Origin of the sequence: Pseudomonas sp. R9.37 (assembly GCF_963878885.1) — a bacterium.
Taxonomy (GTDB): Bacteria; Pseudomonadota; Gammaproteobacteria; order Pseudomonadales; family Pseudomonadaceae; genus Aquipseudomonas.
Genome location: NZ_CAWNZA010000050.1, coordinates 105,793 through 119,713, shown reverse-complemented (window position 1 = coordinate 119,713; position 13,921 = coordinate 105,793). Strand labels below are relative to the sequence as shown.

Sequence of the window (13,921 nt, the reverse complement as noted above, 5' to 3'; positions counted from 1 at the left end):
CTCAAGCGCCAATCTCCTCGTGCCGTTCGTACCCTTCCGGCAAACCGAAGGTCTTCATGCCGCCCACCGACTCGATGGCGTTACGCACAAAACGGTCGTCGACCAAGTCTTTGGCAACGAACGCCGGATCGAGGTCGGCGAGGAATTTCTTGTCGCCTTCAATCAGCGTGTCTTTCAAGCGCCGCACCAGTTCCTCGGTGTAGCTGGGGAATGGGTAAGGCTGGAAGTCGATACGGTGTTCATCCCAATTGGCATGCTGGATCGCACCGTCGGCCAGGTAGGCAGCACGGTCGGCGGCAGCGGGCGCGAGGACTTTGCTCAAGACTGGCTCGGCGTGTGGCGTGTAGCGGTTCGGGCCGTCTTTGGACAGCAGCTTCACCGCCTCTTCACGGTTGTCGCGCGTCCAGACCTGGGCCTTGACGATCGCATTCACGACCTTTTGCGACCATTCGGGGCGATTGGTCAGGTCATGCTCGTGCATGAACACCACGCAGCACGCATGGTTGCGCCACACATCGCCGGTAAAGCGCTGCACCCGGCCGACCTTGAGGTTTTCTGCCAGGGCGTTGAACGGCTCAGCGACGATATAGCCGTCGATGCGCTTGCTGGCCAGGGCCGGCGGCATGTCGGAGGGCGGCAACACGATGAGGTTGACCTCGTTGGCGGCAATCGCACTGCCGGCAGCACGCGCCACGGGGGTCAGGCCGTTGTCACGGAACAACTGCTGCACGACTACGTTGTGGATCGAGTACCAGAACGGAATCGCCACCGACTTGCCGCCCAGTTGCTTGACGTCGGTGATGCCCGGCGACACCGTCAGGCCGGAACCGCCGACGTGGTTCCAGGCCACAACCTTGGCAGGCACCTTGCTGCCATAGCGCGCCCACACCGTCATCGGCGACAACAGGTGAATCACGTTGACCTGTCCCGAAATGAACGCCTCGATCACCTGGGCCCAACTGCGCAGCAGCACCGGGCGCTCGGCCTTGATGCCTTCGGCTTCGAACAGGCCGTTGTTGTGTGCGACCAGCAGCGGCGTGGCGTCGGTGATCGGCAAATAACCGATGCGCACCGGCGCGTCCGGTTCGCTGGCGGCGCGCGCCTGCAAACTGCTCAGCAGCGGCATGGCACCGGCAGCACTGAGCACCGCCGAAAGTTTGAGAAAGTCACGGCGCGAGTGAGTGAGGTCATCCAGACACATGGTTGGGCTCCAGCAGTTCAAGGGGGTTGGGTTGAGGGCGGCTCGCCTGCCGTAAGGTTTTCAGAATGTCGATACGCAGCGCGCCGATGGCCTCGACCTGCTCTTCACGCGGCTGTGGCAGGTCAATGTGCCACTCACCCAAAGTCCGCGCCGGGCGGTTGCCCAGTAGCAGGATGCGGTCGGACAGCAACAGCGCCTCATCGATGTCGTGGGTGATCAGCACCGCCGCCGAACCTTGCTCGCGGTTGACCTTGAGCAGCAGGTGTTGCATATCGGCGCGAGTCACTTCATCCAACGCGCCGAACGGCTCATCCAGCAACAGCACCTGTGGCTGGCGTGCCAGACAGCGGGCCAATGCGGTGCGCTGGGCCATGCCGCCGGACAATTGCGCCGGAAACTGTTGGCGGGCATGTTCCAGCCCGACCGCCGCAATGGCGTGATCAACGCGACGGCGCCGCTCCTCGGTGCTCAAGTGCGGCTGGCGGGCGAAATCCAGGCCAAACGCGACATTCTTTTCCAGGCTCAGCCAGGGCAACAGGCTGGGGTCCTGGAATGCCACTGCAACGCGTGGATGCGGGCCATTCAAGGGCTCGCCCAGCACGCGCACGCTACCGTCCTGGGGCGCCTGCAAACCGGCAAGCACACGCAACAGGCTGGATTTGCCGACGCCGCTGGGGCCCAGGATCGATACCACTTCGCCCGGTTGCAGCTGCAAATCAAACCCATGCAACACGGGGCCGCTGGCATACCCAAGGCAAATGCCCTGGGCCGTCAATACCGCCTGGTTCATAGATTGGCCTGGCGATGCAACTCGGTGCGCAACTGCACCAGGCTTGGCGTCACGATCGGCACAAAGGCCGATTCACGCCAACGGCGTGCAAAACCGCTGCCGTGGGCGGTGAGGTAGGCCTTGCCGCCGCTGGCTTGCAGTTCCAGCTGCACGGCACTGGCGGCAGTTTCGGCGAGGGCAATCCGCAGCTTGAACAGCGGCACTGGCTCGGCAGCAAAGCGCCCGGCGAGCAGGCCCTTTTTCAGGTCGTTGACCAAGTGATCAAGGGTCACCCGCAGCGCTTCCAACTCATCGCGCAACACCGTGCGACTCGACCCCAGGTGGTTGGCCACCTCCGCCAGCGAACGACGCGCCAGGCCAATGGACATGCCGCATTGCAAGCCCAGAAACGCCGGGCGTACCGCCGGCAGGAACTTGCGCGCATCTTCATGCAACAACCACTCACGGCTCAGCTCGACGCCTTCGAGGCCCAACGCGGCGGTGTTGCTCGACTGCAACCCCATCAGTTCGAGGTCGCGCGAGCGTTGCAAGCCGGCAACCGAATCGGGAATCGCCAGGATAAACGGCGCACCGCCCGCGGCATGCTCGATAGCGGCCGCCGCGACAAAGCCGTTCTTGCGCAAATTGGTCACCCAGTGCAGGCGGCCGTTGAGGGTCCAGCCGTCTTCGGTCGGCTCGGCGCTGATTTGCAGGGTCTCGATGCCTGACAAAAACTTCATCGCATTCGACAGGCCAGTCGCCCCGGCCAGCTTGCCGCTGAGCAAGTCCGGCAACAGGTGCTCGCGCAGCCGCTCATTGGGGCTTTGCAGCAAGTATTCGATAAAGGAGCGCTGGCCCCAGCAGACAAATGCCGCCGCCAGGGAATGGCTGGCGACATTGGCGATGGCGTCAACCGCGGCGGTGACGTCGCCGCCCAGGCCACCCAGCGCTTTGGGCACGCCGATACGTAAGACATTGGACTCTGCCAGCCTTGGCAGCACTTCCTGTGGATCGCAACTGCCCACATCCAGGGCCTGCGCTTGAACATCGAGCCAACGGCTCAAGATTGGGTCAAGCATTCATGTTTCTCCTTGTTACAGCAGGTGGACCATCGCCGACGCATGCGCGCTTCAGCTTGCCGGTTTTTCCCAACGGTATTGCGCCAGCTCCGGGTTCAGCGGTGTACGGGCAAACACGTTAGCGAAGTTGCACAGGGTTGCCAGGCTCACGCCCAAAATAACTTCCAGGGCCTGGCCTTCGGAATAACCGGCAGCACGGAACGCCTCGAAGCCTGCATCGCTGACATCACCGCGCGTGGCGATCACTTCGCGCGTAAAGGCGGCGAGTGTCTCATAGCGGGCATTGGGCAGTTCGCCGCGCTGGCGGAGCGCATCGATCACGTCTTCAGGCAGTTTGGCCTTGTTGCGCGCCACGGCGGTGTGGCCGGCAACGCAAAAATCACAGCCGTGGGTGGTGGCGGCAATCAGCTGCACCACTTCGCGGTCGGCCAGGCTCAATTCTGCCTTGGCGTTGAGGCCCGAAACCGTGATGTAGGTTTCCAGCGCAGCCGGTGCATTGGCCAATACGGCGAGTAGATTTGGGATGAAACCCGAGGCCTTCAGGGCGTTTTCGAGGAAGGGTTTGGCGGCTTCCGGCGCGGTTTCGGGGGTGAGCAACGGTACACGGGACATGGAGTGGTCTCCTGATGGATTCGTGTATCCAGTCTGTTGGTTATAAAAAATCGCCTCAATAGGCTAAAGTAGCGATTACTTGCTCTTGAGTCTTTCCGTTAGATGAATTCGTCCAGTGCACTTGTCGATTGGTTATTAGACAGCTTCGAACTCAACACCAGTCTGTTCCATGTCGGCCGCTATTGCGGTGACTGGCATGCGAGCACGCAAGGGCTGGCGAGGGCGAGCTTTCACTTGATCGTTCAGGGCCAATGCTGGCTGCATATCGATGGCGAATCCACCCCTCTGCAGCTGAACAATGGCGACGCGGTGTTTCTGTTGCGCGATTTGGCCTATCGCCTGTCAAGCGAGGCCACGGCCGCCGGCGCGCAGGAGTGCCCGCGCCGGCCAATGCTGCCGCTGGACAGCCTGGCCAGCGATGGCGTGGGCCTGGTCTGCGGGTTCTTTCACTTTCATTCGGGCTTGTCGGCGATGATCGTCGACACCCTGCCCGCCTGGATCATCCTGCGTGCCGGCGACCCGTCCCTGATCGCCGCACGCAACCTGTTCGAACTGATCCTGCAAGAATGCGAGCGCACGCCGGCGCCCTCTTCGGCCTTGCTGGAACGTCTTTGCCACCTGCTGTTTCTGTACGTGCTGCGTCAACAGGTCATCGATAACCCCGAATTGGGCGGCCTTGCCGCACTGGGCCGGCAACCGGCGTTCGCCAACCTGCTGGAACAGTTGATCGCGCACCCCGCTGATGCCTGGACGCTGGAAAGCATGGCCGCCTGCACCGGGCTGTCGCGTTCGGCGTTTTTCAAGCGCTTCAACGAGTTGTGCGGGCAGTCGCCGGGGCAAGTGCTGTTGATGATGCGCATGCGCCACGCTTGCCAACTGTTCAAGCAAGACCAGACCGTGGCGGATGTGGCGCTGGCCGTGGGTTATCAATCGGTGGCGGCGTTTACCCGGGCGTTTTACAAGGTCACCGGGCAGCAACCCGGCGCCTATCGCAAGGCTCAAGCCTGACGTTGCAACCCAGTGCCCGGCCGCGCGCACAGCTCCACCAGCCAATCGACCAATACCCGCACCCGGGGTGACAGCTGGCGGTGCGGCGGGTACAGCGCCGTCAGCGCTAATCGCGGCGGCTTGATCGCGCCCAACACCTCCACCAGGCTGCCGGCCTGCAGTTGCTGCATGACGTGGTAATAAGGCGTTTGCACCAGGCCATAGCCCGCTTCGCAGGCGGCGAGGTAACCATCGGCACTGTTGACGGCAACCTGCTTGGGCAGGTCCACCAGGCGCAGCGCCTGCCCTACTTGAAACTCCAGGCCATAGCGCTTGCCACTGCTGCTGGAGAAGTATTCCACCACCTGGTGGCCGGCCAGCTCTTCCAGGTTGGCGGGCACGCCGAAACGCTGCAGGTACGCGGGGCTGGCACAGGTCACCTGATCCATCATTGCCAGCGGACGCGCCACCAGCGAGTCGTCCAGCGCCAGGCCACCGCGCAGCACGCAGTCCACACCTTCGCGAATCAGGTCGACCGGGCGGTCGTTGAGGCCGATTTCCAGGTCGATGTTCGGGTAGCGAGTGGAAAATTCCGGCAACGCGGGTATGACTAGAAATCGGCCGATGCCCGAGGGCATATCGACGCGTAATGTGCCACGCGGGCTGCCTCGGGTAGCGAACACCGCTTCGGTCTCTTCAAGGTCTGCCAGCAAGCTGACGCAGCGCTGGTAGTACGCGGCGCCATCCAGCGTCGGGCTGACTTGCCGGGTGGTGCGCTGCAGCAACTGCACGCCCAGGTGCGCTTCCAGTTGCTTGATCAGGACAGTGACCGAGGCGCGTGGCAGTTGCAGGCTGTCGGCGGCCTTGGCAAAGCCACCCAGTTCGACGATTCGGGTAAACACCCGCATGGCGTTAAATCGGTCCAAAGCCGGGCTCTCCCATGGCATTGTTTAGAAAATCTTAATAGTGATAGCGGTTTTAGCCGCTTTATCCCTCAGTTGTCGAGGAGAACAATGGGGCCTTTCCCCTCCAAGGAGCTCTCCCGATGCATACTCGCCAACTCGGCAAAAACGGCCCTCACGTCTGCGCCATCGGCCTGGGCTGCATGGGCATGACTGATTTCTACACCACCGGCACCGATACCCGGGAAGCGATTGCAACCTTGCACCGCGCCCTGGAGTTGGGCGTCACGTTGCTCGACACCGCCGACATGTATGGCCCTCACACCAATGAGGCACTGATCGGCAAAGCCATCACCGGCAAACGCGACCAGGTGTTTCTGGCGAGTAAATTCGGCTTTGTGCGTGACCCGGCCAATCCGTCGGCACGCGGTGTGAATGGCCGCCCCGAGTACATTCGCAAGGCCATTGACGGCACCTTGAAACGTTTGGGCATCGAAACGCTGGACCTGTATTACCAGCACCGCGTTGACCCCGACGTGGCAATCGAAGAAAGCGTTGGCGCGATGGCCGAGCTGGTCAAGCAAGGCAAGGTGCGTTACCTGGGCCTGAGTGAAGCCTCCGCGGCCAGCCTGGAGCGCGCGCACAAGGTGCACCCGATCAGCGCCCTGCAAAGTGAATATTCACTGTGGAGCCGCGACCAGGAAGACAACGGTTGCCTGGCGGCCTGCCAGCGCCTGGGCATCGCCTTTGTGCCTTACAGCCCGCTGGGGCGCGGGTTTCTCACCGGCGCGCTGAAAAGTCCGGAGGATTTCGCCGCCGACGACTACCGCCACTCCAGCCCGCGCTTTCAAGGTGAGAACTTTGCCAAAAACCTGCTGCTGGTGGAGCAAGTGAAAGCGCTGGCTGAGCAAAAAGGCGTGACAGCCGGGCAACTGGCGCTGGCCTGGGTGCTGGCGCAGGGTGATTACCTGATCCCGATTCCGGGCACCAAGCAGCGCAAATACCTGGAAGAAAACGTGGCGGCCCTGGATATCAGCTTGAACCCTGCCGAATTGGCGGCGCTGATGTCGATCTTTCCGGCGGGCGCTACCGCGGGTTTGCGCTACACCGAAGCGTCAATGGGCCTGGTGAATAAATAGCCTGTGTGGTCGGGGCGTACCCACTGACGGTGCGCCCTGACTTTTCTTGCACGATGGTACCTCAAGCTCCTCCTTGCCAAGCCGATAGCCCGATGAAGCTCTAACACAGCCGCGTCGATAATAAACGCTTCGTAAGGACGACCTCATGCCCCCACTGCGCTCCATCCAAACTCGCTACACCCTGTTTCTGGTGCTGTTCGTCCTGGTGTTATTTATGTTGACGGTGGTGGGGATCGGCCAGTTGGTCGCGCCCAAGCTGCGGCACACTGAAGAACAGGTGGTGCTCAACCGCATCGCGGAAGTAGCCGAACAGATTCAGGGCGAACTGAACAAGGTTCAGGCCCAGCAACGCAGCATCACCCAGACCATTCCCCTGCTCGACAGCGATGCCATCGACAAAGTCCTGCCCGGCCTGGTGGACCAGTACGGCGAGCTGAAAGTCTTCGGCGGCGGCATCTGGCCATTGCCGAATCAGCGCACGCCGGGGCGCAACAAGCACAGCACGTTCTGGCACCGCGATGCGTCGGGCAAGCTGGCAGTCAATACCTTCTGGAACAGCGACGCGGCGCCCAATTACTACGACCAGAGCTGGTACAAAGGCGGTCTCGCCTCACCGCGTGGCCAGTGCGCCTGGGCGGCAGCTTACAAAGACGACGCCAGCCAGGAGCCGCGCACCAACTGCGCCATGGCCATCCAGCGCGACGGAGCCGCCTACGGCGTTGCCACCATTGACGTGACCCTGGGTTTCTTCAATGACCTGGTGGCCAGCAAAGAGAAAGACATCGGTGGGCAGATGCTGATCGTCGAAGGCGACGGCAAGATCATCAGCAACAGCACGCGCATCAGCGGCCCGGTGGTGTTGAAAAACATCAGCGAATTGGCTGGCACCTCGGCGTTTGCCGCTCAGGTCAGCAAGGCCCTCGCCCACCGCGACCAGGCCCAGCGCGCCGAATTCGACAACCAGGGCGTGGCCAGCACCTTTTACATGCGCCCGATCGAGGGCACGCCGTGGTTCCTGGCTACCGCCCTGCCGACCTCGCTGATCACCGCTCAGCGTGATGATGTGCTCGGCAGCCTGGCCCTGTTGCAAATTCCCATGGTGTTGCTGCTGGTGCTGCTGGCATTCTATGCCATCCGCCAACTGGTGCAGCGCATGAAGTCGCTGAGCATCAATATCGACGCGCTGTCTGCCGGCGATGCCGACCTGACACGCCGCATCACCATCCGCGCGGAAGATGAAATGGGCGCTATCGGCCATTCGGTCAACCGCTTCATCATCTACCTGCAAAACATGATCGGTGAAGTGACCCTGGCCACGGGCGCCATGTCGACGGGGCTTGAGCAATTGCAGCAGACCTCGGCGCAAACCAACCGGATTCTGGTGCGGCATGCCTCGGAGACCGATCAAACGGTCACGGCCATCACCGAAATGAGCTCCACTGCCGACACCGTGGCGCAGAACGCCGCAGAAACCGCCTCCTTCACCCAACGCGCCAACGAACACGCGGACCGCTCACGGGTGGTGGTCGGAGAAGCCTCCACCAGCGTCAGTGCGTTGATCGGCGAAGTGGCCAGCGCCACCCACACCGTGGAAAACATGCGCCAGGACGCTGCTCGCATCACCGAAACCCTTGGCGTGATCGGCGCAATTGCCGGCCAGACCAACCTTCTGGCGTTGAACGCCGCGATTGAAGCGGCGCGGGCCGGTGAGCAAGGCCGTGGTTTTGCGGTGGTGGCCGACGAAGTCCGGGCGCTGGCGGCACGCACCCAGGCCAGCACCTCGCAGATCAACGAAATGCTCGCACGCCTGACCACCGGGGTCAGTTCGTCGGTGACCGCCATGGAAAACACCCAGGCCAGTTGCCAGTCGGCCGCGGATGCAACCGCGCGAGTCAACACGGGCCTGGACGAGATGGCCGGCTCGGTCAGCCATATCAACAACCTCAGCACTCAAATCGCCACTGCCGCCGAGCAGCAAAGCGCGGTGACCGAGGAGATCAACCGCAGCATGGTGCAGATCCGACATATGGTCGAAGAACTGGTGGAAAGTGGCCACGCCACTGAAACCAATACACAAAGCCTGCTGGACGCCAATGGCCGAGTGATTGCGTTGATGAGTCGCTTCAAGGTGCGCTGATAAATGCATGAAACACTCCCGTGCAAAACACGGGAGTGCGACTATTCTGACAGCTCCTAGTGCAAAGTCTCGCCACACAGGAGGTGTGTCATGCACGCTGTCGAGCATTCGAGCCGCTTGGAGCGGATCATTCAGGAACGGTTTATGGAAGCCCCCATTGATGTCGTTTACGACTACGTGACCCAGCCTGACCGCTGGCACGAGTGGCACCCCACGTCCCTCAGTGCCGACACCGGCACCACCGGCTCACTCCCGGCCGGCACCCGCTTTACCGAAGTCATCGACCTGCTGGGTGTGCGTGTGCCCATGAGTTATCGCGTGCAAATCGCCCGCCATCCAACTGAATTCAAGACCGTGTTCACTTCCCTGGCCGTGGACGGCGCCATTCACTATTTCTTGCAGTCCCATCGCGGTGGCACGCTGTTCAAGCGCGTGTTGACCTACGAAACCGAGCTGCAACTGGCTACCTTGCATGAGCGCATGGTCGAGCTGTCCGACATTGCCCTGGACCAGCTCAAGCATCGGCTGGAAAACGCGCCCTTCGTATAATTTGGAAACATTACTGGCACCTTCTTCGACCTGTAGACGCTGGCTTGCCTGCGATGACGTCGTCATGATCGCCCCCCATTCCGACGACGTCCCCTTGCTCACGAGACCCGCATGAAAAACCCATTGCGACTGGCCCTGCTTTCAGCCCTGCTCACCTCCAGCCTGGCCCAGGCTGCCGAGCTGATCCCTATCGACGTACACCGCGACGCCAACTGCGGCTGCTGCAAAAAGTGGATCAGTCACCTGCAAAGCAACGGGTTCAAGGTCAACGACCATGTCGAAGCCGACATGAGTGCCGTCAAGCAGCGCCTGGGCGTGGCACCGCGCCTGGGCTCGTGCCACACCGCCGTGATCGACGGCAAATTCGTCGAAGGCCATGTGCCCGCCGAACAGGTGCTGGCCTTGCGCAAGCGCGACGACTTGCTCGGCATCGCGGCGCCGGGCATGCCCATGGGGTCACCGGGCATGGAGATGGGCGGCAAAAGCGACGCCTATCAGGTCATCGGCCTGACCCGTGAAGGCAAAGACGTGGTGGTGGCCGACTACCCGGCCCATTGAGTCGTGCTCACCGGTTACCTGGGCCTTTTCTTCGCCGCCTTCGGGGCCGCCACGCTGTTGCCGTTGCAATCGGAAGCAGTGCTGGTGGGCCTGTTGATCAGCGGCCATTACAGCCTGTGGTGGCTGCTCGCGCTTGCCACCGTTGGCAACGTATTGGGCTCGGTGGTGAATTGGTGGCTGGGACGCTCGGTCGAGCGTTTCAAGGCGCGGCGCTGGTTTCCGGTCAGCCCGCGGCACCTGGAAAAGGCCCGCGCGCACTACCAACGCTGGGGGCATTGGTCGTTGTTGCTCAGTTGGCTGCCGATTATCGGCGACCCGCTGACCCTGGTGGCTGGCGTCATGCGTGAGCCGTTCTGGCGCTTCCTGCTGCTGGTCAGCGTGGCCAAGGGCGCGCGATACGCGGTGCTGGCGCTCGTGACACTGAGCCAGCTCACGCACCGGTAACGCGGGACCACTGGTCGACACTGTCAAATCTGACAGCTAGACGCGAGCCCGGTGGGCCCTTAATTTCCTATGCATACGCACGGTTATGCGGGCATTCCCCGTAGGAATCTTCTGTTTATCCGCGCGGTTGAGCTGTGCCTATCGGCAGTTCCAAGGGGTTAATCCTCGATTAATCGCTTGCCGACAGCATCCGATTTTCACTGCGGAGCCCACCATGCAAGCCAAGCGTATGTTCTATCTCAGCGGCCTGTTACTCGCCGCCACCCTTACCGGATGCGCCACCGGCAAACACGACACCTACGGTCCCGAGCTGCAGGGGTTCAAATACCCCTACCCGGTGGAACGGTTCAAATTCGTGTCTCAAGGCCAAACCGTGCAAATGGGGTACATGGACGTTGCCCCCAAAGGCACGCCCAATGGCCGCAGCATTGTGCTGATGCACGGCAAGAACTTCTGCGCCGCCACCTGGGAAGGCTCGATCAAACCGCTCAGCGATGCCGGTTATCGGGTGGTGGTGCCAGACCAGATCGGCTTTTGTACTTCCAGCAAGCCTGATCACTACCAATACAGCTTCCAGCAGCTGGCGATCAACACCCATCAATTGCTGCAAAAGCTTGGCATTCAAAAGGCCACGGTCCTGGGCCATTCCGCCGGCGGCATGCTTGCCACCCGCTACGCCTTGCTCTACCCACAGCAAACCGAGCAACTGGTGATGGTCAACCCCATCGGCCTGGAGGACTGGAAAGCCCTCGGCGTGCCATACCGTACCGTCGACCAGTGGGCTCAATCAGAGAGCCGGCTGACCTACCAAAGCGTGCGCGCCTATCAACAGCGTCATTATTACGCGGGGCGCTGGGAACCGGCCCTCGACCGTTGGGTGGACATGCTGGTAGGGCTGACCAATGGCTCCGGCCACGCGGAGGTGGTGCGCAATTCAGCCGCGCTGTACGACATGCTCTTCACCCAGCCGGTGTACTACGAGTTCAAAAACCTGCAGGTGCCGACGCTGCTGCTGATTGGCACCGAGGACACCACGGCCCTCAACAGTGACCTTGCGTCGCCGCAAGTGCAGGCGAAAATCGGCAACTACAAGGTGCTGGGCAAGCAAGTCGCTCAATTTATACCGCGTGCCACGCTGGTGGAATTCGACGGCCTGGGCCACTCGCCACAAGTGGAAGACCCTGAACGGTTCAACGCGGCGTTGCTGCAGGGTCTGAGCGCGCCCTGAAGCGATTATCGCAGGGGCGCTGGCTGATCACGCGGCGCTCCGTTAATCCTCGCTTAATCCCCTCGCCACAGCATCCGAGACACTGTTTTCGGAGCCTGACCCATGACGTTGATCCGCTCACTGTGCGCAGCCAGCCTGTTGCTGAGCACTGCCGTCCCCGCCTTCGCTGCCACTGAAGGCCCCGCCTATGGCCCCGAGCTGCAAGGCTTCAAGTACCCCTATCCCGTCGAGCATTTCAACTTTGAGTCCCAGGGCAAAAGCCTGCAGATGGGTTATATGGACGTGCCCGCCCAAGGCAAGGCCAACGGGCGCGCCGTGGTACTGATGCATGGCAAGAATTTTTGCGGCGCCACCTGGGATGAATCGATTAAAGCCTTGAGCGGCGCCGGTTACCGGGTGATCGCGCCCGACCAGATCGGCTTCTGCACGTCCAGCAAGCCCGACCACTACCAATACAGTTTCCAGCAACTGGCGCTCAACACCCACCAACTGCTGGATAAACTCGGCATTCAAAAGGCCACCATCGTCGGCCACTCCACCGGCGGCATGCTTGCCACCCGCTACGCGCTGCTGTACCCGGCGCAGACCGAGCAACTGGCGCTGGTCAACCCGATCGGCCTGGAAGACTGGAAAGCGCTGGGCGTGCCCTATCGCAGCGTTGACCAATGGTATGAACGCGAGCTGAAACTGAGCGCCGACGGCATTCGCCAGTATGAACTCAACACTTACTACGTCGGGCGCTGGAAGCCTGAGTACGACCGTTGGGTCGACATGCTCGCCGGCTTGAACAAAGGCCCGGGGCACACCCAGGTGGCATGGAACTCGGCGTTGATTTACGACATGATCTTCACCCAGCCGGTGTACTACGAATTCAAGGATTTGCAGATGCCCACGCTGCTGCTGATCGGCACGTCCGATACCACCGCCATCGGCAGCGATATCGCGCCGCCGGCGGTCAAGGCCAGGCTCGGTCATTACGACGTGCTCGGCAAGCAAGTGGCCAAGTTGATCCCCCGCGCAACCCTGGTGGAATTCCCGGGACTTGGGCACGCGCCGCAGATGGAAGAGCCAGTAAAGTTTAATCAGACGCTGTTGCAGGGGTTGAACGCCCTTTAATCCAACCTTTTTCGAGGCACTCGTGAATGTCGGTACAGATCGCAGTCATTGATGATTGGCAGGATGTAGCCAGTGGCGTGGTGGATTGGTCGGTGCTGCAGTCGGTGGGCCAGGTGCATTTCCTGCACGACTACCCGGCGGACACTGCGTTGATGATTGAGCGCTTGAAGGGCTTTGAAGTGATTTGCGTGATGCGCGAACGCTCGACCTTCGACAAGGCTCTGCTGGAGGGCCTGCCCCGGCTGAAATTGCTGGTGACCGGCGGCATGCGCAATGCCGCCATCGACATTGCGGCGGCCAAGGCCTTGGGAATCCAGGTGTGCGGCACCGACAGCTATAAGCAGGCGGCGCCGGAATTGACCTGGGCACTGATCATGGCGTCGACCCGCAACCTGTTGGTCGAGGCCAATGCGGTGCGCGACGGCGGCTGGCAGGTTGGCCTGGGCGGTGATCTGTATGGCAAGACCCTGGGAATCCTGGGGCTGGGCAGCATTGGCCAGAAGGTCGCGCAATTTGCCCAGGTGTTCGGCATGCGCGTGATTGCCTGGAGTGAAAACCTCACGCCAGAACGTGCGGCCGAGTCGGGAGTGACCTGGGTCAGCAAGCGTGAGCTGTTTGAACAGGCCGACATCCTGACTGTGCACCTGGTACTCAGCGATCGCAGCCGTGGCCTGGTGGATGCCCAGGCGTTGGGCTGGATGAAGCCGACCGCACGGCTGGTGAATACGGCGCGCGGGCCGATCGTGGACGAACAGGCACTGGTGCAGGCCTTGTCCACCGGACGCCTGGCCGGGGCGGCGCTGGACGTGTATAGCCAAGAGCCACTGCCTGCTGAGCATCCGTTTCGGCGCTTGCCCAATGTATTGGCCACGCCGCATGTGGGTTACGTGAGCGAGCAGAATTACCGGCAGTTCTACCAGCAGATGATCGAGGATATCCAGGCTTGGGCCGGCGGCATGCCCATTCGCGTGCTCGGGTAGCGCACCAATCAAGGGCGTACGCACTGCTGTGGCGAGGTGCGTGCACCCGCTGGTGCGCGCGAAGCGCGCCTAGGTCTCGACCGCAGACATCGGGCGGTGTTGCAACCCGGCGCGAACAAACTTCGGGGCCAAGCCTTGCTGGACAGCCCCGCGATCAGCGCAAGCATTCAACCTTGCATAAGGTTAAAAGTTTTTTGTCCTACAAAATTCCCGCATAAAC

The 13,921-nt window shown here is 61.7% G+C and carries 14 protein-coding genes; 9 read left to right on the top strand and 5 right to left on the bottom strand.

Going from position 1 to position 13,921, the window contains the following annotated elements; translation table 11 throughout:
- Nucleotide 1 precedes the first annotated feature (1 nt).
- From AACU78_RS29245 to AACU78_RS29230, 4 genes are read right to left on the bottom strand one after another with little or no spacing between them, the layout of a single operon-like run.
- A complete protein-coding gene (locus tag AACU78_RS29245; protein WP_106579082.1) occupies nt 2-1,201 on the bottom strand; it encodes an ABC transporter substrate-binding protein in 1,200 nt (399 codons plus the stop codon).
- Nucleotides 1,188-1,991, bottom strand: a complete 804-nt coding sequence (locus AACU78_RS29240; RefSeq protein WP_106579081.1) for an ABC transporter ATP-binding protein — start codon at nt 1,989-1,991, stop codon at nt 1,188-1,190. Before AACU78_RS29240 ends, AACU78_RS29245 begins: the two co-directional genes overlap by 14 nt.
- On the bottom strand, nt 1,988-3,049 hold the full coding sequence (locus AACU78_RS29235) for an acyl-CoA dehydrogenase family protein (protein ID WP_106579080.1): 1,062 nt from the start codon (nt 3,047-3,049) through the stop codon (nt 1,988-1,990). The genes AACU78_RS29240 and AACU78_RS29235 overlap by 4 nt, the downstream gene beginning before the upstream one ends.
- Before the next feature lie 51 nt (nt 3,050-3,100).
- Nucleotides 3,101-3,661: a carboxymuconolactone decarboxylase family protein gene (locus AACU78_RS29230; RefSeq protein ID WP_106579079.1), complete on the bottom strand. Its 561-nt coding sequence runs from the start codon at nt 3,659-3,661 to the stop codon at nt 3,101-3,103.
- Nucleotides 3,662-3,763: 102 nt separating this feature from the next.
- Between AACU78_RS29230 and AACU78_RS29225 the strand changes: the two genes are divergently transcribed.
- Complete coding sequence (locus AACU78_RS29225) at nt 3,764-4,669, top strand: AraC family transcriptional regulator (protein WP_106579078.1); 906 nt, start codon at nt 3,764-3,766, stop codon at nt 4,667-4,669.
- Here the strand turns inward: AACU78_RS29225 and AACU78_RS29220 are convergent.
- Complete coding sequence (locus AACU78_RS29220; RefSeq protein WP_106579077.1) at nt 4,660-5,574, bottom strand: LysR family transcriptional regulator; 915 nt, start codon at nt 5,572-5,574, stop codon at nt 4,660-4,662. The two genes, AACU78_RS29225 and AACU78_RS29220, sit on opposite strands and share 10 nt — an antisense overlap.
- Before the next feature lie 119 nt (nt 5,575-5,693).
- Here AACU78_RS29220 and AACU78_RS29215 point away from each other — a divergent pair, with 119 nt between their 5' ends.
- From AACU78_RS29215 to AACU78_RS29180, 8 genes are all read left to right on the top strand, one after another.
- The gene (locus AACU78_RS29215; protein ID WP_106579076.1) at nt 5,694-6,689 is read left to right on the top strand and encodes an aldo/keto reductase; all 996 of its coding nucleotides are present in this window, start codon (nt 5,694-5,696) and stop codon (nt 6,687-6,689) included.
- Nucleotides 6,690-6,834: 145 nt separating this feature from the next.
- Nucleotides 6,835-8,826, top strand: coding sequence for a methyl-accepting chemotaxis protein (locus tag AACU78_RS29210; protein ID WP_106579075.1), 1,992 nt, complete (start codon nt 6,835-6,837; stop codon nt 8,824-8,826).
- 90 nt (nt 8,827-8,916) lie between these two features.
- Nucleotides 8,917-9,375, top strand: a complete 459-nt coding sequence (locus AACU78_RS29205) for an SRPBCC family protein (RefSeq protein ID WP_106579074.1) — start codon at nt 8,917-8,919, stop codon at nt 9,373-9,375.
- Between the two features lie 111 nt (nt 9,376-9,486).
- A complete protein-coding gene (locus tag AACU78_RS29200; RefSeq protein WP_106579073.1) occupies nt 9,487-9,933 on the top strand; it encodes a DUF411 domain-containing protein in 447 nt (148 codons plus the stop codon).
- Between the two features lie 3 nt (nt 9,934-9,936).
- A complete protein-coding gene (locus AACU78_RS29195; RefSeq protein WP_106579072.1) occupies nt 9,937-10,377 on the top strand; it encodes a YqaA family protein in 441 nt (146 codons plus the stop codon).
- Between the two features lie 214 nt (nt 10,378-10,591).
- Nucleotides 10,592-11,605: an alpha/beta fold hydrolase gene (locus AACU78_RS29190; protein ID WP_106579071.1), complete on the top strand. Its 1,014-nt coding sequence runs from the start codon at nt 10,592-10,594 to the stop codon at nt 11,603-11,605.
- A 102-nt stretch (nt 11,606-11,707) separates the two neighbouring features.
- Nucleotides 11,708-12,721, top strand: a complete 1,014-nt coding sequence (locus AACU78_RS29185; protein ID WP_106579070.1) for an alpha/beta fold hydrolase — start codon at nt 11,708-11,710, stop codon at nt 12,719-12,721.
- A 26-nt stretch (nt 12,722-12,747) separates the two neighbouring features.
- On the top strand, nt 12,748-13,701 hold the full coding sequence (locus AACU78_RS29180; RefSeq protein WP_106579069.1) for a D-2-hydroxyacid dehydrogenase family protein: 954 nt from the start codon (nt 12,748-12,750) through the stop codon (nt 13,699-13,701).
- Nucleotides 13,702-13,921: the final 220 nt, after the last annotated feature.